General features: G+C 61.1%; 15 protein-coding genes. 13 read left to right on the forward strand and 2 right to left on the reverse strand.

Annotated elements, in window-relative coordinates; translation table 11 throughout:
- Window positions 1–6 precede the first annotated feature (6 nt).
- Together peaD and H8F21_RS06190 are read left to right on the forward strand one after the other, a co-directional pair.
- Complete coding sequence (gene peaD, locus H8F21_RS06185) at window positions 7–1,164, forward strand: quinohemoprotein amine dehydrogenase subunit beta (RefSeq protein WP_408004411.1); 1,158 nt, start codon at window positions 7–9, stop codon at window positions 1,162–1,164.
- Between the two features lie 141 nt (window positions 1,165–1,305).
- The gene (locus H8F21_RS06190) at window positions 1,306–2,997 is read left to right on the forward strand and encodes an AMP-binding protein (RefSeq protein WP_203480787.1); all 1,692 of its coding nucleotides are present in this window, start codon (window positions 1,306–1,308) and stop codon (window positions 2,995–2,997) included.
- 41 nt (window positions 2,998–3,038) lie between these two features.
- Here the strand turns inward: H8F21_RS06190 and H8F21_RS06195 are convergent, their stop codons facing one another.
- On the reverse strand, window positions 3,039–3,797 hold the full coding sequence (locus H8F21_RS06195; RefSeq protein WP_203480785.1) for a class I SAM-dependent methyltransferase: 759 nt from the start codon (window positions 3,795–3,797) through the stop codon (window positions 3,039–3,041).
- Between the two features lie 161 nt (window positions 3,798–3,958).
- On the opposite strand from H8F21_RS06195, the gene H8F21_RS06200 reads away from it, so the two are divergent.
- From H8F21_RS06200 to H8F21_RS06210, 3 genes are all read left to right on the forward strand, one after another.
- Window positions 3,959–5,815: a DUF1302 domain-containing protein gene (locus H8F21_RS06200; protein WP_203480783.1), complete on the forward strand. Its 1,857-nt coding sequence runs from the start codon at window positions 3,959–3,961 to the stop codon at window positions 5,813–5,815.
- A 24-nt stretch (window positions 5,816–5,839) separates the two neighbouring features.
- Entirely contained in the window at window positions 5,840–7,207 is a 1,368-nt protein-coding gene (locus H8F21_RS06205; RefSeq protein ID WP_203480781.1) for a DUF1329 domain-containing protein, read from the forward strand.
- Between the two features lie 150 nt (window positions 7,208–7,357).
- A complete protein-coding gene (locus tag H8F21_RS06210; protein WP_203584145.1) occupies window positions 7,358–9,829 on the forward strand; it encodes a LuxR C-terminal-related transcriptional regulator in 2,472 nt (823 codons plus the stop codon).
- Here H8F21_RS06210 and H8F21_RS06215 read toward each other — a convergent pair whose 3' ends face one another.
- The gene (locus H8F21_RS06215; protein WP_203584146.1) at window positions 9,830–12,574 is read right to left on the reverse strand and encodes a LuxR C-terminal-related transcriptional regulator; all 2,745 of its coding nucleotides are present in this window, start codon (window positions 12,572–12,574) and stop codon (window positions 9,830–9,832) included.
- A 324-nt stretch (window positions 12,575–12,898) separates the two neighbouring features.
- On the opposite strand from H8F21_RS06215, the gene H8F21_RS06220 reads away from it, so the two are divergent.
- From H8F21_RS06220 to H8F21_RS06255, 8 genes are all read left to right on the forward strand, one after another.
- Window positions 12,899–14,584, forward strand: coding sequence for a GMC family oxidoreductase (locus tag H8F21_RS06220; RefSeq protein ID WP_203584147.1), 1,686 nt, complete (start codon window positions 12,899–12,901; stop codon window positions 14,582–14,584).
- Window positions 14,585–14,762: 178 nt separating this feature from the next.
- Window positions 14,763–16,328, forward strand: a complete 1,566-nt coding sequence (locus H8F21_RS06225; protein ID WP_203480775.1) for an acyl-CoA synthetase — start codon at window positions 14,763–14,765, stop codon at window positions 16,326–16,328.
- Between the two features lie 34 nt (window positions 16,329–16,362).
- Complete coding sequence (locus tag H8F21_RS06230) at window positions 16,363–17,547, forward strand: lipid-transfer protein (RefSeq protein ID WP_203584148.1); 1,185 nt, start codon at window positions 16,363–16,365, stop codon at window positions 17,545–17,547.
- Window positions 17,548–17,574: 27 nt separating this feature from the next.
- Window positions 17,575–18,018, forward strand: coding sequence for a MaoC family dehydratase N-terminal domain-containing protein (locus H8F21_RS06235; protein ID WP_203584149.1), 444 nt, complete (start codon window positions 17,575–17,577; stop codon window positions 18,016–18,018).
- Window positions 18,019–18,028: 10 nt separating this feature from the next.
- On the forward strand, window positions 18,029–18,445 hold the full coding sequence (locus H8F21_RS06240) for a MaoC family dehydratase (protein ID WP_203480770.1): 417 nt from the start codon (window positions 18,029–18,031) through the stop codon (window positions 18,443–18,445).
- A gap of 17 nt (window positions 18,446–18,462) precedes the next feature.
- Complete coding sequence (locus tag H8F21_RS06245; RefSeq protein WP_203541427.1) at window positions 18,463–19,296, forward strand: SDR family NAD(P)-dependent oxidoreductase; 834 nt, start codon at window positions 18,463–18,465, stop codon at window positions 19,294–19,296.
- Window positions 19,297–19,374: 78 nt separating this feature from the next.
- Window positions 19,375–20,523 carry an acyl-CoA dehydrogenase family protein gene (locus tag H8F21_RS06250; protein ID WP_203541426.1) on the forward strand — a complete coding sequence of 383 codons (1,149 nt, stop codon included), beginning with the start codon at window positions 19,375–19,377 and terminating at the stop codon, window positions 20,521–20,523.
- Between the two features lie 25 nt (window positions 20,524–20,548).
- On the forward strand, window positions 20,549–21,349 hold the full coding sequence (locus H8F21_RS06255; RefSeq protein ID WP_203584150.1) for an enoyl-CoA hydratase/isomerase family protein: 801 nt from the start codon (window positions 20,549–20,551) through the stop codon (window positions 21,347–21,349).
- Window positions 21,350–21,373: the final 24 nt, after the last annotated feature.

The raw sequence follows: 21,373 nt of genomic DNA on the forward strand, positions 1-21,373 counted from the left end.
AACACTATGAAGCTTCAGTTCATCGGCCGCCTGGCTGCTACGAGCATGGGTTTGTTTGCCGTTTGTACCGCCGCCACCGTTGGCCTTGCCATGGGCGTGCCGAGCGCCAGTGCCGCCAACAGCGGCCCGGCGCTCAAGTCCGGTCAGGAATACCTGCTGGCGACCAACTACCCCAACAACCTGCACCTGATCGATGTTGCCACCGACAAGCTCTACAAGACCTGCGAGATGCCCGACGCTTTCGGTCCGGGTGCCGCCCAGGTGGCGCCGGACAAGAAGACGGCCTATGTGCTCAATAACCACTATGGCGATATCTACGGTATCGATATGGATACCTGCAAGACCGTGTTCCACGCCCGTCTGGCGTATAAACCGGGCGAGCAGGCCAGGGCCATGCTGTCACTGGCGGTCAGCCCGGACGGCAAGGAGGTCTACACCGTCGCCAACCCCACGCTGATACTCAACGACCACTATGCCGTGCAGGAACCACGCCTGCAGGTGTACAGCACCGACGCGGGCCTCGACGCCAAGCCGGTGCGCACCTTCCCGGTGCCGCGCCAGGTCTCGATCATGCAGGTGGGTGACGACGGCACCCTGTACATGGCCGGTCGCGATATCTACAAGCTCGACGTGAACACCGGCAAGTACAGCGTGGCCTTGCCTACCGGCAGCTGGACGCGGCCGCATTACAGCCCGCCGGACCTGCTGTACATCTGGTCGCACCAGAGCCCGCGCCGCGATTTCTCGCTGCTCTACACCGCGGCGAAATTCAAGGACGACACGCAAGACCCGGCCACCGCCGACTATGTCTATGGCTACGTCAGTGTCGACCTTGCCACCGGCAAGACCGAGACGACGGACTTCGCGCCGTTGACCGAGGTGTACTTTACCGGCATGCGCTCACCCAAAGACCCGAACCAGATGTTCAGCGTGCTCAACCGCCTGGCCAAGTACGACATCAAGGAGCAGAAGCTGATCAAGGCAGCCAAGCTTGCGCATTCGTACTACTGCATCAGCTTCAATAAGGCGGGCAGCAAGCTGTACTTGACCGGGACCTTCAGTGACATCGCTGTCTATGACCCCGACAAGCTGGAGCTGACCAACAACATCAAGCTGCCCGGTGGCGACATGGTGACGGGCACCGCCCAGGTGTTTACCCGTTGACCTGAGCACAGCGTTGGCCTTACAAGCACAGAGCGTGGTCTAGCATTGCTGCAGTTGACCCGCGCTGTGCTGCCGGCCCAAGGCGGGTAGCACAGCGCCTGAGTTCGCGTTACAGCCCACAACAATCACAAAGGGGCCTACATGAATCACCTGAGTTATTCCCAGGGGCGGCAGGACAAAGACCTGCTGGCCATGACCCTCGGCGCAGCGTTCGATACCACGGTTGCCAAATTCGCAGCGCGCGAAGCGTTGGTTGTCCGGCATCAGGGCCTGCGCTACAGCTGGCAGGCCCTGGCCGATGCAGTGGACTGCCACGCCCGGGCATTGCTGGCCCTGGGGTTGAACAGCGGTGACCGCCTGGGCATCTGGGCGCCCAATTGCGCTGAATGGTGCATCACCCAGTTTGCCAGCGCCAAGATCGGCGTCATTCTGGTCAATATCAACCCTGCCTATCGCAGCAGCGAACTGGAATACGCGCTGAAGCAGTCCGCATGCAGTTGGGTGATCTGCGCAGACGCCTTCAAAACCTCTGACTACCACGCCATGTTTCTCGGCCTGGTGCCTGAGCTGGCCGAGGTCAAGCCCGGTACCCTCAACTGCGAACGGCTGCCTGCCTTGCGTGGCGTAGTGAGCCTTGCCAGCAACCCTCCCGAGGCGTTCCTGGCCTGGGGCGAGTTGCAGAAAAAGGCCGCCGAGGTCAGCGGCGAAACCTTGGCAAATCGCCAGGCCAGCCTGCGCCCTGAAGACCCGATCAACATCCAGTACACCTCCGGCACCACAGGTTTCCCCAAGGGCGCCACGCTCAGCCACCACAACATCCTCAACAACGGCTACATGGTGGGCGAGAGCCTGGGCCTGAGCGAGCAGGATCGCATGGTGATCCCGGTGCCGTTGTATCACTGCTTCGGCATGGTCATGGGCAACCTGGGCTGTATGACCCATGGCAGCACCATGATCTACCCCAATGATGCCTTCGATCCGCTGCTGACCCTGAGCACGGTTGCCGAAGAAAAGGCCACTGCCCTGTACGGTGTGCCAACCATGTTCATTGCCATGCTCGACCATCCGCAACGCGCCGACTTCGACTTGTCCAGCCTGCGCACCGGGATCATGGCCGGGGCGACTTGTCCGATCGAGGTGATGCGCCGGGTAATCGACGAGATGCACATGGGCGAGGTGCAGATTGCCTATGGCATGACCGAAACCAGCCCGGTGTCGCTACAGACCGCTGCCGAAGATGAACTGGAACTGCGCGTGACCTCGGTGGGGCGCACCCAGCCGCGCCTGGAGAACAAGGTCATCGACAGCGAAGGCGCGACCGTGGCCCGTGGCCAGATCGGTGAGTTGTGCACGCGTGGCTACAGCGTCATGCTCGGTTATTGGAACAACCCGGCTGCCACCGCGGCGAGCATTGACGCCGAGGGCTGGATGCAGACCGGCGACCTGGCGGTCATGGACGAGCAGGGCTATGTGCGCATTGTCGGGCGCAGCAAGGACATGATCATTCGCGGCGGCGAGAACATTTATCCGCGCGAACTGGAAGAGTTCTTCTTCACCCATCCGGCCATTGCTGACGTGCAGGTGATCGGCATACCGTGCAGCCGTTATGGCGAAGAGATCGTTGCCTGGATCAAGATTCACCCCGGCCACAGCGTCGCTGAGGATGAGCTGCGCAGCTGGGCCAAGGCGCAGATCGCGCACTTCAAGGTGCCGCGCCATTTCCGCTTTGTCGACGAGTTCCCGATGACCGTGACCGGTAAGGTGCAGAAGTTCAGAATGCGCGAGATCAGTATCGAGGAGTTGACCATTACTCTGGAAGGCAACGGTCGATAGCAGCGGGTGTTGACCCGCCACAGGCTTGCGCCTGTTGCGGGTTACACCCGACCGATGCGCATGTTGATCGGCCAGGAAACTGGGCGCTTGGTGGTAGGCTCGCCCCATAGCCTGGCCAGTTCTTCGGCAAAGTGCTTGAGCACTTCGTCCTGGCCGGCCTGCGATGCCTGGAGCACTGCAGACCAGGTGGAGATATAGCCAAGAAATTCCTCCAGGTTCCATTCCAGGCAGAAGCTGATGGCATCGCCTTTGATGTGCGCGAAGGGGAAGTCCAGCGTTGCGTAGCCGCTATCGACAAGCGTGCGCTGTGCCGGCCAGTAGGGTCCGATTTCGTTCCAGTAAAAGCGCTGGAAGCGGTCGTTCAGTATGGGCTCGAGCAGCGGCACGCCATAGCTGATCAGTGCCAGGATGGCTCCGGGTATCGCCACACGGCGAACTTCAGCGTAGAAGCGCGGCAAGTCGAACCAGTGCGCCGCCTGCGCGGCAGTAATCAGGCTGACGCTGTGCGAGGGCAGGGGCAGGTCTTCGGCCGGGGCGCATTGATAACGGACGTTGGCTTGCGCGGTGCAGTGGGCAATCTGGTCTTCGCTGGGGTCCACGCCTGTGACTGCGCTGAAGTGCTTGGCGAGGTCGCGGGTGAGCTGGCCGTTGCCACAGCCAACGTCTAGCGCCAATGTCGTGTTCGGCGCCAACGAAGCCAGGTAGGCGGCAAGTGACTGCGGATAATGCGGCCTGAAGCGTGCGTAGGCCTCGGCACCCTTGTCGAACCAGTTGGTGCCCTGGGCGGTGCTGCTATTCATTGATCTCTACCTCTGGCCGTTGAGTCGTTGCCAATAGTCCCTTCCTCGCCACGTTACTACCCGCAAGGGTAGTTCGCAAAACTACCCCTTCAGGCAATATTGCTTGCCGGCTTACCTGCATAGCATGGGCTTTCCATCTGATCCAACTCCTGGAAAGCCGCATGCAAACAATAATAAAGCGCGCAAACCTGCATCCCACCCTGTTGGCGACCGCAATCGCCTTGGCGTGGGGACCTCAGGCGCAAGCCGTGAGTTTCAACATCGGGGAAATCGAAGGCACCTTCGACTCGTCACTGTCCATCGGTGCAAGTTGGGGGACCCAAGACCCCGACTCGGACTTCATCTCCAACTTCAACGTGATGGGCGAGGAGGGCCATGCCGCATCTCGCACCGCCGACGACGGACGCTTGAACTTCAAGAAGAATGAAACCTTCTCGAAGATCTTCAAAGGTATCCACGACCTGTCGCTCAAGTACGAAGACTCTGGCGTGTTTGTGCGCGGCAAGTACTGGTATGACTTTGAGCTCAAGGACGGTGAGCAGCACTTCTACGACATCGATGACCATGGCCGTGACCGTTCGGCCAAGGCCTCGGGCGCAGAGTTTCTCGATGCCTTTGTCTATCACAACTATCAGATCGGCGATCTGCCCGGTAACGTGCGCCTGGGCAAACAGGTGGTCAGTTGGGGTGAAAGTACGTTCATTCAGAACTCGATCAACGCCATCAACCCGATCGACGTCGCTGCACTGCGCCGTCCGGGTGCCGAGGTCAAGGAAGGGCTGATTCCGGTCAACATGTTCTACCTATCGCAGGGCCTGACCGAGAACCTGACTGCGGAAATGTTCTACCAGTTGGAGTGGGACAAGACCGTTACCGATAACTGCGGCACCTTCTTTGGCGCCGACCCGGTGGCCAAGGGCTGTAATGACCGTCTGGTTATTGCCGGTCCCGATTTTGCCCCCGGTGTGGCAAGCAACAGCCTGAACATTCAAGCAGTTGCCCAGGGTCTGGATAACGCCTACATCCCACGGGCCAAAGACCACGAGCCTGGGGACAGTGGCCAGTTTGGCCTGGCGTTGCGCTGGTTCCTGCCTGAGTTGAATGACACCGAGTTGGCGGCCTACGCGATGAATTATCACAGCCGCAATCCGTACCTGAGCTTTACCCGCACCACCGTGGCGGCTCCACCGAATACCGCTAACACTCCGGCCCGGGTGCGTACCGCCAGTTACTTCGTCGACTACCCGGAAGACATCCGCCTGTATGGCATGAGTTTCCAGACCAACGTTTCCGGTGTTGCGCTTGGCGGCGAGGTGAGCTTCCGTCCGAACATGCCACTGCAGATCAACACCGCTGACCTCAACCTGGCTGCAGTCAACCAGCTGGGCCTGATCAATGGCGTACCGGGTGCAGTCTCGCCTGTGTTTGTCGACGGTTTTGCCACCAACGCCCCAGGCGCGGCAATTCCGGGCTACAAGCGCATGCCAGTGACCCAGGTGCAGGTGACGGCGACCAAGTTCTTCGACCAGGTACTGGCCGCCAGCCGCCTCACTCTGGTGGGCGAGGTGGGCTACAACCGTGTCTCGGGCTTGAGCACCGATACCGGTGACGTGCGTTTCGGTCGCAGCCCAACCTATGGTGCAGGCGCACTGGTCGACAACGGCGCGGTATGCCGAGGCACCGCCGCCGGCACACCCACGGCAAGCAACCCGCAGCAGGAATGCAACAACAAGGGCTATTACACCAGCGATTCCTGGGGCTATCGGGTGCGCGGCAAGCTCGATTATCCCAACGTGATTGCCGGTATCAACCTGTCGCCGAGCGTGGCCTGGTCGCATGACGTCAATGGCACCGGTGTCAGCTTTGAGGAAGGCGCCAAGGCGGTCAGCCTGGGGCTCGATGCCGACTACGAGAACACCTACACCGCAAGCCTCAGTTACACCAACTACTTTGGCGGCGACTTCAACACGCTGGTGGACCGTGACTTTATGTCACTCAGTTTCGGCGTGAACTTCTAAACCTGATTCCGTGGAGATCTGCAGATGAAACCCATCACTTTTTTTCAGGGTGCAGCGCTGACCCTAACCTTGCTGGCCACTGGTGTCATGGCGGCGGTGTCACAACAGGAAGCGGACCAGCTCGGCACCACGCTGCCCCCCCTTGGCGCGCAGAAGGAAGGCAATAGCGACGGCAGCATTCCGGCCTGGACCGGCGGGCTCAAGCCCGGCGCGGCGAAGGTGGAGAAAGGCTTTCTCGGCGATCCGTTCGCGGATGAAAAGCCGCTGTTCGTGATCAACGCGCAGAATGCACAACAGTACAAAGACAAGCTGACTGACGGGCAGATGGCGATGTTCAAGCGCTATCCGCACAGCTATCGGGTTCCGGTGTACACCAGTCACCGCACCGCCTCCAACCCGCAGGAAGTCTACGATGCGGCGAAGAAAAGCGCCTTGAATACCGAAGCCCTGGCCGGTGGCAACTACGTCGGCAACCTCACAGGCTCGCGGTTCTACGCCTTTCCGCTGCCTAAAACCGGGGTAGAAGTGCTGTGGAACCACATCAGCCGCTACCGCGGTAAAAACTTTCATCGCCTGACCGCTCAGGCCGCCCCACAAACCAATGGCTCCTTCACTGCCGTCGAGTTGAGCGATGAAGTGGGTTACCCGCAGTACATGAAGGATGCCGACGGGAAAAAGGCCGAGAACGTTCTGTTCTACTACAAGCAGGAAGTCACTGCGCCTTCGCGCCTGGCCGGTGGCGTGACACTGGTGCACGAAACCATCGACCAGGTGACCGAACCACGCATGGCCTGGGTCTACAACGCCGGTCAGCGTCGGGTGCGTCGCGCACCGCAGGTCGCCTATGACGGCCCGGGGACTGCAGCCGACGGCCTGCGTACCGCCGACAATGCCGACATGTTCAACGGCGCGCCGGACCGCTACGACTGGAAACTGGTGGGCAAGAAGGAGATGTACATTCCCTACAACAACTACCGTATGGCCTCTCCGCAGCTCAAGTACAAGGACATGCTCCAGGCCGGGCACATGAATCCGGACTACACCCGCTACGAGCTGCACCGCGTATGGGAAGTCGTCGCCACCCTCAAGCCTGGCGAGCGCAACATCTACGCCAAGCGCCACATGTACTTCGATGAAGACACCTGGCAGTTGGTCGAGATCGACCATTACGATGGTCGTGGTCAGCTGTGGCGGGTTTCCGAGGGCTTTGCCATGAATGACTATGAGCAAGGGCTGGGTAACTACGCGGCCATGGCGATCAACGATCTGGTCGCCGGTCGCTACCTGGTGATGGCCTTGGCCAACGAGGCACCGCATGGTACCGAGTACGGCACCAAACCGACGATGGCGGACTTCACTCCTGGCGCGCTGCGTAACGCCGGCATCCGCTGAACCCTTGCGCCGCGATCACCCCTGATCGCGGCTTCTCTGCCTCGGGACGGTCGCAGGAACTAGTTCCTACGACCGATTGTAGAGGCAGGTCCCTGATGATTTGCTAGGCACACTCTGCCGCCTGGCCAATAACAATTATCAGGTGTTGTCATGACCAGCCTTAACTTCAAGACACTGCCTTCGCAGCCGCTGTCATTGCCCAACTTGCCCGCTCGGCACTTGCCGCGCCCGCATCTGGTCGACCTGCTGCTGGAAAAGAACCCGCGCTTGCGCCTGTTGTGTGCACCGGCAGGCTTTGGCAAAAGTACCTTGTTATGCGAAACCCTGCGCCAGGTGCCGCATGGGCGCAGTGCCTGGATCCCGATGAGTGGTCAGTGGCTTACCCTCGGCGCGTTCTGCCAGCAAATCGGCAGGGCTTTCGGGGTCGGCGCGGACATTTATCGGGATGCGGATGCATTGCGTGCCTGGTTCGGCGAGTGCGAGGAAACGCTGCGCCTGGTGCTCGACGACTACCCAAGCCAGGGCCCGGACCCGATTGGTCACTGGCTCGACCAGTTGCTTGGCTTGCCAGGCTGTACCTTGCAGGTGTTTGTCAGTTGCCGCCAGCGCCCGCAATTGAACCTGTCGCGGCTGTTGCTCGAGGATGAGTTGCTGGAGCTGGACAGTCGCCAACTGGGGTTCAGCCACGACGAGTTCGAGCGCTTGATGGGCCAGTTGGCGCCCAATCGTTGTGCCAACGACAACGCGATGCTCTGGCAGCAATCGTTGGGCTGGTGCGCCGCCACGCGGCTGTTGTCTGAAGCGTCGCAGCAGCAGGGTACGGTCTGGTTGCGCGAATACCTGCAACACGAGGTACTATCGCGCCTGACGGAGCGGCAGGTGTCGATACTCTGCGCCCTGGCTCATCTGCCCAAGTTCAATGCTGCGCTGTATGCGCACCTGTGGGACGACGAAAGCGGTACCGCGGCCTTTGAACTGATGCTACGCACCAACGCCTATTTCCATCTGCTGGATGCGGCAGGCCAGTGGTACTGCCTGTTGCCCGCTATCGCCAATGCCCTGCGCGACCAACTCCAGGGCGCTGCGCTCAATCAACTGCGGCTGCGCGCCTGTCATTGGCTGAGCGCCGCAGGGTGCATTGACGACGCCATTGAATTGGCCCTGTGTGCAGGCCAGCCCGATCTTGCCGCCAACCTGATGGACCGCCTGGGCTTTGACTGGCTGTTCGCCCGCCAGCACCTGCGTAAATGGCTGGGTTGGTACGACAGGATGCCGCCGTCGTTGCTGCTCGGCTCACCGCGGCTGATTTTTCAGAGCGTCCGGGCCTTGCTGTTGAGCTGGCGCCTGGATGAAGCACACAGCTGCATCGCTCGTCTGGAGCGCTTCTTGCCGCATCCCGACCCGGCACAGAACCAGCGCCTGATTGCCAATTGGCAGGCATTGCACGGCAGCCTCGAGGGCTTGCGCGGTCATGCGCAGACGGCCCGTGAACATTGTCGGCAGGCGCTGGCGTACCTGGGCAGTCACGACTGGCGATCGGCGATTCTGTGCTACTCGACCCTTGGCCGGGTGGAAATGGCGACCGGCAACAGTCAGGACGGCCGCCAGTTGCTCCAGGACGCGGTAGAAATTGCACGCCGCCATGGCTGTCTGGCCAACGAAGTACTGATCAACACCGACCGAATCCGCCAGGCGATCCTCGCGGATGAACTGGCCCAGGCCGAAATTCTCCTCAATCAGAGTCTGGAGCTGACCCGCGCCGATACCCGGCCGAGCCTTTTGCTGGGGCGTTTGCAATTGCTGCAGGGCGAACTGCACCTGTTGCGCGGCAATGCCAGTGAAGCCGAAAAGGCGCTTCAGTTGGGTATGGGCCTGGCCCGCGAAAGTGCTGACCCGTTCAAGCTGCACGGCTACATAGGCTTGGGTGAAATTGCCGCCAGACGCGGTGACTTTGATCAGGCAAGCCGGGCAATGCATGACGCCGAAAGACACATGCACTGCCAGAACGCCCAAGCCAGCTGCTATCAGATGCTGCTGGACTACCAGCGCCTGCGCGTGCTGGTACACAAGGGCGAGTGGCAGGCGGTTGTGCCGCTTGCCCTGGCGATGCAAGCACAGCTGAATCCGGACTCCGGGCGTATCGCCCCCCTGCACACACCGTCGTTGCCCCTGCGTATACAGCGGGTGCTTGCGGTTGCCGAGCGCGAGCTTGGCCAGGCAGATGAAGCACGCCAGCGTCTAGTGGCAATGATCGAGCAATGCGAGCGGTTCAAGTTTAATGCGCTGGCCAGAGAGGCGCGCTCACAGCTTGCATCGCTCCAAGCCCACGACCAAAGCAATGCGCCATTGGCCGATCCACCGGTCGCCAAGCCCTCACGTTTTGAATTGTCCGGCCGCGAACTGGCGGTGCTGAAGCTGTTGGCCAGCGGCCTTACCAATCAGGAAATCGGCGATAGCCTGTTTATCTCCCTCAACACCGTCAAGGCCCACACCAAGAACATCAACGCCAAGCTTGGGGTCAAGCGCCGTGCGCTGGCGGTGATGCGCGCCCAGGAAATGGGCCTGCTGGAGCGGGGCGACGCGCCGGTGATCGACCCTGCGCATCGCCTGACCCAGGGATGATCAGTCGAGCAGACCTTTGGCGCGGGCAATGGCCACAGCCTCGGTGCGCCCTTGCGCCCCGAGCTTGGCGTTGATGTTGCGCAAGTGTGATTTTACCGTGAACTCGGAAAGGAACATCTTCTGCGCAATCGCCCGGTTGCGCAGCCCGGCCGCCAATAGCTGAATCACCTGTATTTCGCGAGTCGTCAGCGATTCACGTGTGTCGCTGTCGCCCGGCGAGGCTGAAGAGGAATCGCCCAGGTTGCCCGCGCGTTGCAATAAGGTAGTTAGAAAGCGCGTCTCGATGCCCAGGCTGCTGGCCCGTGCCTGGTACGACACAGCCCAGCGCTGAAGCAGCTCGGCCAACCGAGATCCCTCATCAAGGAAGGTGCGCAGGAAGCCTTCGTGGCTGGCGAAGCGCAGCGCTTTGGTCAGATGGGCAAAGCCTTCTTCCGGCTGCCCGGCGCCGTCCAGCGCCATGGCCAGCAACAGGCGCAATTTAAGCTTGCGGCGATACTGCTGACGGTGGTTGGCCTGAACGATGGCATCCTGCAGTTGCGCGGCGGCATCCACACAGCCGCCCTGGGCAATTTGCAGGCGCAGGCGAGCGATGGATGGAAGATCGACATCGCTGCCGTGAAAGATCAGCCCCGGCCGCTCCCAGCTACTGATCAGGTTGGCCGAGCGCAGCGCTTGGGCGGCCACGTCCAGTCGGTTCTCCAGGGTGGCGATACGGGCGCGCTCCAGCCAGGTGGAACACACCACGCGGTCGGAGCCGGATTGGCGGCCGATCTGTTCCAGTTCGGCAAGGTAGCGCAGCCAGGTGTCGCGTTCGCCTTTCAAATAGGCGATTCTCGCCAATAGCACGTGACTGGAAATCAGCGAGTCCGGCGGGCTGCCGTCCTTGGCGTGAGGCAAGGCCTCGGCAAGGTTATGTTCGGCCTCTTCCAAGGCATCGGACTCGTACAACGCCAGCGACAAGGTGATATTCAGTGAGGTTTTGCCACCGAATGCACTGCTGCGATTGTCCACCCACTGACGTTGGGCCGCAGCCTGCAGTCGCGCCAGGGCATTGCCCAGGCGACCTTGGGTCAGATCCAGAACGCCTTCGATGCAATCGGTGACCGTGGTCAGGTAGGTGACGCGGTCCGGCGAGCTGCGTTTGAAGGCCCGGGAAAACAGGCGGCGTGCTTCTTCATGGCGCCCGGTAACCAGCATGCTGAATGCCAGCGAATTGGTCACTACGCCGTACTGAAACACTTCATCGAGGGGTATCTGGTCAATGTGCTCAAGACCGGCGACATAGCATGCGTCCACCTGATCGGTAATGGCCAGGACCATGCAGCGAATGGTTCTGGCCTCCAGCTTGAACAGCTTGTGGGTGTCTTCGTCGGCGCGGGCTTCAAGCTGTTCGACAATTTTCAATGCGTCGCGGTAGCGGCGGTGCAATGCCAGGGCCCAGGCATAGGCAACGTTGAGGTTGGGATGCAGTTCCAGGTAAGTCGCCGGAATTCGGTCAAGCCAACTGAGCAGCAGGCGTGAGCGTGCTTCGGCCATCAATTGTCCGGCATAGATCGCCAGGCGGCTGGCAGCTTCAGCGGTAGCCCCGGCCTGCAGCAAGTGCTCGATGCCCGGAATCGGTCGCTCAGCCTCGAAATACCACTGTGCAGCGGCGTGGTGAAGGGTGACCGCATGTCCGGGGAATTGCCGGTTCAGCGCATCCTTCAGATAGCTGGCGAACAGGCTGTGATAGCGAAAACACTGATGATCGTTGTCCAGCGGGAAAATGAACAGATTGCTGCGCTCAAGATGCTCGATCATTGCCTGGCTGTCGTTGCGTCCGCTGACGGCATCGCACAGGGGGGCGTTGAGCTGGTCGAGTATGCTGGTTTGCATCAAAAACAAGCGGCAGTCTTCGCTTTGCCTGGCGAGAATGTCTTCGGCCAGGTACTGCGCCAGCTCCAGGTTGGAGCCGGAGAAAGAAGCGACGAAAGCGGCGGGGTCGGTGCGTCCTTGCAACGACAGGCTGGCGAGGTAAATGGCGGTGATCCAGCCTTCGGTACAGCGAAACAGCGTAGCTATTTCATTGTCGCGCAGCGTCAATTGGCGCTTGTCGCGGATAAAGCGCGTAGCTTCTTCCAGGGAAAAACGCAGCGCGGCGGGATTGATCTCCACCAGTTGACCGCGGGCGCGGATGCGCCCAAGGCCGATGTCGGGTGTAGTTCTGGAGGCAATCACCAGCACCCCGCAGGGAGGCAGGGCGTCCATCAAGCGTTGAATGAAATCCAGGACCGAAGGGTTTTCAATCGCTTCGAATTCGTCGAGCACGATGGAAAACGGCTTTACAAAACTGCTGACGCGCTCCAGTAGCTCCTGCAGTTGCTCGGCGGCGCTGAAGCAGGCGGGCGTATCAACCTCGAGTGCGTCACCCTTGCTCAGCTCGCGAATGCCGGTGAGCAAATGATTGATCAGGCGTTGAATGTCGTTATCGGCTTTGTCCAGGTTCAGCCATTGCACGCTGCGCCCGCCAGCCAGGCAGCGTTCGCGGTACTGCAGGAGCAGGGTGGTCTTGCCGAAGCCGGCAGCAGCGCGCACCAGTATCAACCGTGCATTGGCGACACTGTCCATGGTGTCCAGCAAGTGGGCACGAACAAGATGGCTCGGCGCGGCAATCGGGGCTGAAAGCTTGCCTTGCAGGACCTTTGCGGGAGTAGTGTGGCCAAGGTCCGTGGCGGCTGAGTCGTGGTGCTCCAGAACATCGGGCATAGAGGGTCTCCAGCAAGCGGGCTAGAGGGGTGGCGCCCATAGACGCCGCCATGGTTCCGCTTTTATTGTTATTTGAGGTGAGTATCTTGCCACGTCAAATGTGGCAGGTATGCCGTTCTTTCGAACTAGTTCACGCCTCCAGATGGCATAAAGCCCATCCCTGCCAGACTTAATCAATCAACCGCTGAGTCAAAGGGACTAGTCACCGTTTCACCTGTTCGAACGATTGTGCTCGTTGGTCGCCGGCTTAGGCTGGGCGCTGTATGTACCAATGGCTTGCCGTTCACGGCAATGCGACTTTCGAACAATAACAAGGGTGACGGTATGGAACAGGCTTACGATTTCATCGTGGTCGGGGGAGGGTCGGCGGGTTGCGCAGTAGCCGGGCGGCTGGCTGATGCCAAGTGTGGTGAGGTGGCCCTGCTGGAAGCGGGCGGCCACGATCATCGTCCATTGGTGACGACGCCGGTCGGCATCGCGCTGGTGATCCCGCGGGCCGGTGAATTCAATTACGCCTATAACAGCTTGCCGCAGCCGACCATGGCTGGCCGCGCAGGTTACCAGCCGCGGGGACGGGGCCTGGGCGGCAGTTCCTCGATCAACGGCATGGTGTACATCCGTGGCCGTGCCTCTGACTATGACCACTGGGAAAGCATGGGCGCTGAAGGCTGGGGCTGGAAGGATGTGTTGCCTTACTTCAAGCGTTCCGAGTGCAACGAGCGGGTCGCCGGTCGCGATGACGATCCGCTGCACGGTGGCACGGGCCCGCTGCATGTGACCGATCCTCGCTCACCCTGCGCCATGGCCCGGCATTTTCTGGAAGCGGCAAGCAGCGCCGGGCATGCCTATAACCACGACTTCAATGGCCCTGTCCAGGAAGGTGTTGGCTACTTCCAGGTTACTCAGCGCAACGGCGAGCGCTGGAACGCGGCGCGTGCCTATCTGCACCAGGGCAAGACCGGCGAAGGTCAACTCAACGGCGGCCGCGCCAATTTGCACGTGCAGGTAAACACGCAAGTGCTGCGGGTGCTGTTCGAAGGGCTGCGGGCGGTGGGCGTGGTAGTGCTCAAGGATGGTCGCGAGCAGGTCCTGCGTGCGCGCAAGGAAGTCATTCTCAGCGCGGGCAGCCTGATCTCGCAACTGCTGATGGTGTCAGGGGTGGGCCCGGCCGAGCATTTGCGCGAGAACGGAATCGAGGTGCTGGTCGATGCGCCGCAGGTGGGCAAGAACCTGCAGGAACACGTCGATGTGATTTTGCACAAGCGTCTGTTTCGCACCGAGCTGTTCGGGGTGTCGGTGCGCGGAGCGTTCCGCTATCTCTGGGAGCTGGTCAAGTACCGAGGTCGTCGCGAAGGGGTCTTCACCCGTAGCTTTACCGAGGCGGGAGGCTTCCTTAAGACCGACCCCGCGCTGGCCGAGCCGGATGTGCAACTGCACTTTGTGATGTCCGCCGGTGACAATCATGGGCGCAAGTTCCGCTACGGCCACGGCTATTCGTGCCATGTCTGCGTTCTGCATCCGCATAGCCGTGGCGAGGTGCGTCTGGCATCCGCCGACATGCGTGATGCCCCTGTAATTGAACTCAACATGCTCGCCGATGACCGCGATATGGCGGTGATGCTCAAGGGCGTGCATCAGGTCCAGGACATTCTTGAGCAGCCTGCGCTGGCGCGCTTTGGCGGCAAGGCGTTGCACTTTGGCGGGCTTAAGTTCGACGGCAGCGATGACCAGCAGATCGAGAAAGTCATCCGCGAGCGCGCCGATGGCGTGTATCACCCGGTGGGGACCTGCCGAATGGGCAGCGATGTAGCCTCGGTAGTCGATCCGCAACTGCGGGTGCGTGGGGTTCAAGGCCTACGCGTTGTCGATGCTTCAGTAATGCCGCGGGTGGTCGCCGGCAACACCAATGCCCCGTGCATGATGATCGGCGAGAAGGCCGCGGACCTGATCATTGCCGACTGTCGTGCGCCGGTGGTTGCGGGCGACACGTCCCAACCAGCACTCGCCTAGCCCTGCAGCAGATGCCGCAAACCGCCAGGGTTTGCGGTATCTGCGTGCCTGGGGGATGGCCCTAGTTCATTCGAACCAGCGGAAAACCACCGTCAGGTTCATCCCTTTGATCGACGCTGAGCGGTCGCACTCTCCTTAGTATCAAACCCACAAGAACAACAGCATCAGGAGCTTGACCATGTACCTGACCCAAGGCTTGCAGCGCATGCTGCAACAGGAGCCGAACCACCTTGCCACGATCTACCGTGGCCGCCGCCAGACCTATCGCGAGCTCGGCCAGCGGGTTAGTCGGCTGGCTGGCGCGTTGCGTTCGCTGGGGATGAACAGCGGTGATCGGGTGGGAATGCTTGCGCTCAACTCCGACCGCTACCTGGAGTACATGCTGGCCACCTGGTGGGGCGGTGGTGTGCTCAATCCGGTCAACATTCGCTGGAGTGTCCCGGAGATCGTGTTCTCCCTGGACGACTGTGATACCGGCATCCTGATTGTCGACGATCACTTCTTGCCAATGGTCGAGCAGATCCGCGCCACCGCCCGCCGTGCGCCAATCGTCATCCATGCCGGCGACGGCCTGGCACCGGAAGGCATGTATGCCTACGAGCAGTTGATCGCTGAATCCGCGCCGATTGCCGATGCCGGGCGCGGCGGCGACGATCTGGCCTCGATCATGTACACCGGCGGCACCACCGGTTTGCCCAAGGGTGTCATGCAATCGCACATGAACCTGTGGTCTTCGGCTATTGCCCGTGCCGCGCAGTTTCCAGCCCTGGACAATTGCCGCGGCCTGCACGCTGCACCGCTGTTTCATACCGCAGCAATGGCCCGTGCCGTGGGCATGTTCGTGGTCGGCGGCACCCATGTACTGATTCCTGCTTTCGACGCTCTCGAAATACTGCAGACCATCGAGCGCGAGCAGGTCAACGAGATGCTCCTGGTGCCGACCATGCTGCAGGCCATGGTCATGCATCCTGACTTCGCCAACTACGACCTGAGTTCGTTCAAACGCCTGGCGTATGGCGCATCGCCCATTTCGCCAACGCTGCTGGAAAAAGCCATGGTGGCGCTGCCGGGTATCGAGTTCATGCACGCCTACGGGCTGACCGAGGCCGCGCCGGTGGTTTCGGTAAGTCCTCACTCAAGTCACGGCCCTGAAGGCATTGCCAGCGGTCGCGTGCGCAGCGTTGGCCGCGGTGGCTACGGTGGCTACGGTGGCATGGTGCGGGTCGTCGATGAGAATGGCGATGAAGTGCCGCGTGGCACCGTGGGTGAAATCGTTGCCTGCGGCCCGAACATCATGCAGGGCTACTGGAACCGTCCGGAAGAAACCGCCAAGGCCCTGAAAAACGGCTGGCTGCACACCGGTGACGGCGCCTACATGGACGAGGACGGTTATTTGTTCATCGTCGACCGCCTCAAGGACATGATCGTCACCGGTGGCGAAAACGTGTTCTCCGCCGAAGTCGAAAACGTCATCGCCCGCCATCCCGACGTCGCCATGTGCGCGGTGATCGGCATTCCGCACGAGCGTTGGGGCGAAGCGGTGCACGCGGTGGTGGTACGCACCCCCGGCAGCGAACTGACCGAAGCGCAATTGCGTGAACACTGCGCCAGTCACATCGCCGGGTTCAAGTGCCCGAAATCGGTGGACTTCACCGCCGCTTTGCCGCTGTCGGCCGCCGGCAAGATTCTCAAGCGCGACCTGCGCGAACCCTACTGGAAAGACCAGGCCCGAGCGGTCAACTGATCCCGGCCAACCTTTGACCCTGATGGAGTAAAACATGAGCAATAAAGTTGTGGTTGCCGGCGTCGGCATGATCCCGTTCACCAAACCGGGCCAAAGCGACACGTATCCGGTCATGGGGGCCAATGCGGCAAAGAAGGCACTGGCCGATGCCGGTATCGACTACGCCCTGGTGCAGCAAGCCTACGTCGGTTACGTGTTCGGTGATTCGACCTCGGGCCAGGCGGCCATCTATGGCGTTGGGCTGACGGGTATTCCGGTCATCAACGTCAACAACAACTGCGCCACCGGCTCTACAGCCCTGTTCCTGGCACGCCAGGCGATAGAAAGCGGCGCGGTCGAGTGTGCTATCGCCCTGGGCTTCGAGCAGATGGTGCCGGGCGCGCTGAAAGGAGCTTGGACCGATCGTCCAGGTCCGATGGAACGTTTCGCCAATGTCATGACTGAGATCCAGGGTTTTGAACCCGAGGCGCCGCGTGCCGCACAGTTCTTCGGTGGCGCCGGGCGTGCCTACATGCGTGAGTACGGCATCAGCGCGGAAATTTTCGGACGCATCTCGGTGAAGGCGCGTAACCACGCCGCCAACAACCCGTTCGCGGTGTTCCGCAACCCGGTCAGCCTGGAGGAAATCATGGCCTCGCCGACAGTGTTCGAGCCGATGACGCGCCTGCAGTGCTGCCCACCGACCTGCGGTGCTGCTGCCGCGATCCTCTGCTCCGAAGCCTTCGCCAGGAAACACGGTCTGGACACCCGCGAGGTGATTGCCGCGCAGGCCATTACCACCGACCGCAACAGCAGCTTCGATGAAGCCGACATGCGCAAGGTAGTGGGTTACGACATGACCCGCAGCGCCGCGCTGAGCGTATACGAGCAGGCGGGCGTGGCACCGACCGACATCAACGTGGTCGAGCTGCATGACTGCTTCACCGCCAACGAGCTGATCACCTACGAAGGCCTGGGCCTGACCCCGGAAGGCAGCGCCGAGAAGTTCATTCTCGAGGGTGACAACACCTACGGCGGGCGTGTGGTCACCAACCCGTCCGGTGGCCTGCTCTCCAAAGGCCACCCGCTGGGCGCCACCGGCCTTGCGCAATGCGCCGAGCTCACCTGGCAACTGCGCGGCGCCGCCCAAGCGCGTCAGGTAGAGGGTGCGCGTCTGGCCCTGCAACACAACCTGGGCCTGGGTGGCGCCTGCGTCGTCACCCTCTACCAGCGTCAATGACCCGCGCCCCGAACCGGAGATGCCTGCATGATCGATAAAAGCCATATCGGCGCCGTGGTCTCGAGCCACAGCGTAAACGTTGAAGCCGGTCGCCTGCGCTTCTTCGCCAAGGCCACCGGCCAGCGCGATGCGCGTTACACCGACCCGGCAACGGCGCAAGACGCCGGTTACCCGAACCTGCCGGTACCGCCGACCTTCCTGTTCTGCCTGGACATGGAGGCGCCGAACCCGCGCGCCACCATGGACCTGCTGAACATCGACATCGGCAAAGTGCTGCACGGCGAACAGAGCTTCAAGTACCACCAGATGGCATATGCCGGCGATTACCTGAACTTCGAGTCGCGGATCGTCGACATCTACGACAAAAAAGGCGGCGCCCTGGAGTTTGTCGTGCGTGAAACCCGCGTAACCCGCCAGAGCGGTGAACTGGTCGCAGAACTGCGTAACAGCCTGGTGGTGCGCAATGGATAAGGAGCAACGAATGCAGCCAGTCAACTTTGTCGACGTGCAGGCCGGTAGCGAGTTGCCGTCGTTCACCAGCGAGCCGATCAGCCGTCTGGCCCTGGCCTTGTACTGCGGTGCGTCGGGCGACCACAACCCGATTCACGTCGACCTCGACTTTGCCCGCAAGGCCGGCATGCCCGATGTGTTTGCCCACGGCATGTTGTCGATGGCCTACCTCGGTCGCCTGTTGACCGCCTGGGTGCCGCAGCAATCGATTCAGCAGTTTTCGGTGCGTTTTGTCGCCATTACTCAGCTGGGTGATGCCGTGACCTGCTCGGGCACCGTGGTGGAGAAGGACGAGGCGACGGGCACCGTCCGCCTTGAAGTCACCACCCGCAATCAGGCAGGCGAAATCAAATTGTCCGGCGAAGCCATCGTGGCCCTGGGCGCTTGAACAACAAGGAGAAAAACATGAGCAACAAACTTCAAGACCAAGTGGCAATCGTATCGGGTTCTGGTCGTGGCATCGGCCGCGAGATCGCCCTGAAGCTGGCGGCGGACGGTGCTGCCATCGTCGTCAACGACCTTGACGCGGCACCTGCCGAAGAAGTGGTGGCAGAAATCATCGCCGCGGGTGGCAAGGCAGTGGCCTGCGTTGGCAGCGTGACCGACAAGGACTTTGGCGACCGCTTCGTCAAAACTGCACTGGAATCCTTCGGCCGCCTGGACATCATCGTCAACAATGCCGGTTACACCTGGGACAACGTCATCCAGAAAATGACCGATGAACAGTGGGACGCGATCATGGATGTGCACGTCAGCGCACCGTTTCGCATCCTGCGTGCTGCCAGTGACTATTTCCGTGAAAGCGCCAAGCAGGAAGCCGAAGCGGGCCAGGAAGTGTTCCGCAAAGTGGTCAACATCTCCTCGGTGTCGGGTGTGATGGGCAACGCCGGCCAGGCCAACTATTCCGCGGCCAAATCTGCCATCAACGGCCTGACCAAGGCCCTGGCCAAGGAATGGGGCCGCTACAAGGTCTGCGTCAACAGCGTCGCCTTCGGCCTGATCAAGACCCGCCTGACCGAAGCCACCGCGGGTGAAAACAACACCTCCACCCTGGATATCGATGGCAAGCAGATCAAGGTCGGGGTCAACCCGCAACTGATGAAGAATATCGAGTCGATGATTCCGATGGGCCGTGCCGGTACGCCGCAGGAAGCTGCGGGCTCGGTGTACCTGTTCTGCATTCCGGAATCCAACTATGTGTCTGGCCAAGTACTGGTCGTGGGCGGCGGGCGTCCATAAGTGACCTGCGAGCTGCCATGCATCGGCGTGGTAGCTCACTCCCTTCCTGTTGCTTGACCGTCTTGCCGAGGAGCTTTCATGAGTGCCCAAACCTCTCCCTGGATCACTGATGACCTGGTGATCTTCCAGGATTCGATCCGTCGATTTATAGCCAATGAGCTGACCCCGCACGAAGAACGCTGGGCCAAGCAGCAGCACGTCGATCGTGAAACCTGGCTCAAGGCCGGTGAGTTCGGCATGCTGTTGCCGAGCATCCCGGAAGAATATGGTGGCGGCGGTGGCACCTTCGCCCATGACGCTATTGTCACCCTGGAACAAAGCCGCGCAATCAGCACCAGCCTTGGCACCAACGTACACAGCGGTATTGTCGCGCACTACCTGCTGCGCTATGCCAGCGAAGAGCAAAAGCTCAACTGGCTGCCGAAAATGGCCCGCGGCGAAATGGTTGCAGCCATCGCCATGTCCGAGCCGGGTGCAGGCTCCGACCTCAAGAGCATCAAATGCCGCGCCGTGCGTGATGGCGACAGCTATGTCATCAACGGCTCCAAGACGTTTATCACCAACGGCTACCACGCCGACCTGATTCTGGTGGTGACCAAGACCGACCCAGAAAAAGGCGCCAAGGGTGTTTCGATCATCGTCGTCGAAACCAAGGACCTCAAGGGCTTTCGCCGTGGCCGGATCCTGGAAAAAATTGGCCAGAAAGGCCAGGACACCACCGAGCTGTTCTTCGATGACGTCCGCGTGCCATGCGCCAACCTGTTGGGCACGGAGGAGGGCAAGGGCTTTATCCAGCTTATGCAGCAACTGCCGCAGGAACGCATGATCATCGCCTTGGGCGCGATCAGCACCATGGAGCGCGCCGTTGAAGAAACCTCTGAATACGTGCGCCAGCGCAAAGTTTTCGGTCAATCGCTGCTGGACCTGCAGAACACCCGTTTCAAGCTGGCCGAGTGCAAGACCATCGCCACCGTTGCGCGCAGCTTTGTCGACGACTGCATGGCCAAGGTGCTCAAGGGCGAGCTCGACCCTGAAACCGCTGCCATGGCCAAGTGGTGGTGCACCCAGCAGAACTGCAACGTGATTGATGAGTGCCTGCAACTGCACGGTGGCTACGGCTATATGACCGAGTACCCGATCGCTCGCCTGTACGTCAACGCACGCGTTGGCAAGATCTTTGGCGGTTCCAACGAAATCATGAAAGAGCTGGTCGCTCGCACCTTGTAGGTGCGCGCGTGGCGAGGGTGCAGGCATGAGCACAACCATTGAAGTGGGCGTTGACCGCGGTTTGGCAACGCTGGTGTTGACCCGTCCTGAGCGCAAGAACGCGCTGACGGCGCAGATGTTCGCCGAGATGCTCGAGGCGCTAGCGAGTTTGCGCCGCGACAGCGCGGTCAAGGCGTTGCTGTTGACCGGTGCCGGCAGCGATTTCTGCTCTGGCGGCGACCTGGGCAGCATGCAAGGCGGGGTCGAGGCGGACGCAGTACGCACGCGTATGGTCGAAAACAATCGTTTGCTCAGCGCCCTGGCCGACTTTGACCGCCCGGTTATCGCCGCTGTCGATGGCGTCGCCTTCGGCGCCGGTTTCAGCCTGGCGCTGGCCGCAGATTTTGTCATCGCTTCGCAGCGGGCGCGGTTTTGCATGGCCTTTGCCCGCGTCGGGTTGGCGCCAGACCTTGGTGCTTCCTATTTTCTGCCGCGCATTGTCGGGCTGCAGAAAGCCAAGCAACTGATCTATTCGGCGGCCGAAATCAGCGCCGAGCAGGCCTTGGCGCTGGGTATTGCGCTGGAAATGCAGCCTGCCGAACGGTTGCTCAGCCGCGCCGAAGAACTGGCGCGGGGCATGGCGAACATGTCGGGCTGTGCCTTTGGCATGACCAAACGCCTGCTGGCCCGTTCGTTCGAAACCGATCTTGCCACCCAACTGGACGCTGAAGCCAGCAGCCAGGCGGTGGCCATGAGCTCCAGCTACCTGCAGCAAGCCACAGCGCGCTTTGCCAGCAAACAGCCGCCGTTGTACCAGTGGCCGCTGGCACAGCCCAGCAGCGAATAAACGACTGTCATCACCACAGGAGGT

The sequence above is a fragment of the Pseudomonas arcuscaelestis genome (genome assembly GCF_016881005.1).
In the GTDB taxonomy this organism is placed as follows: Bacteria; Pseudomonadota; Gammaproteobacteria; order Pseudomonadales; family Pseudomonadaceae; genus Aquipseudomonas; species Aquipseudomonas arcuscaelestis.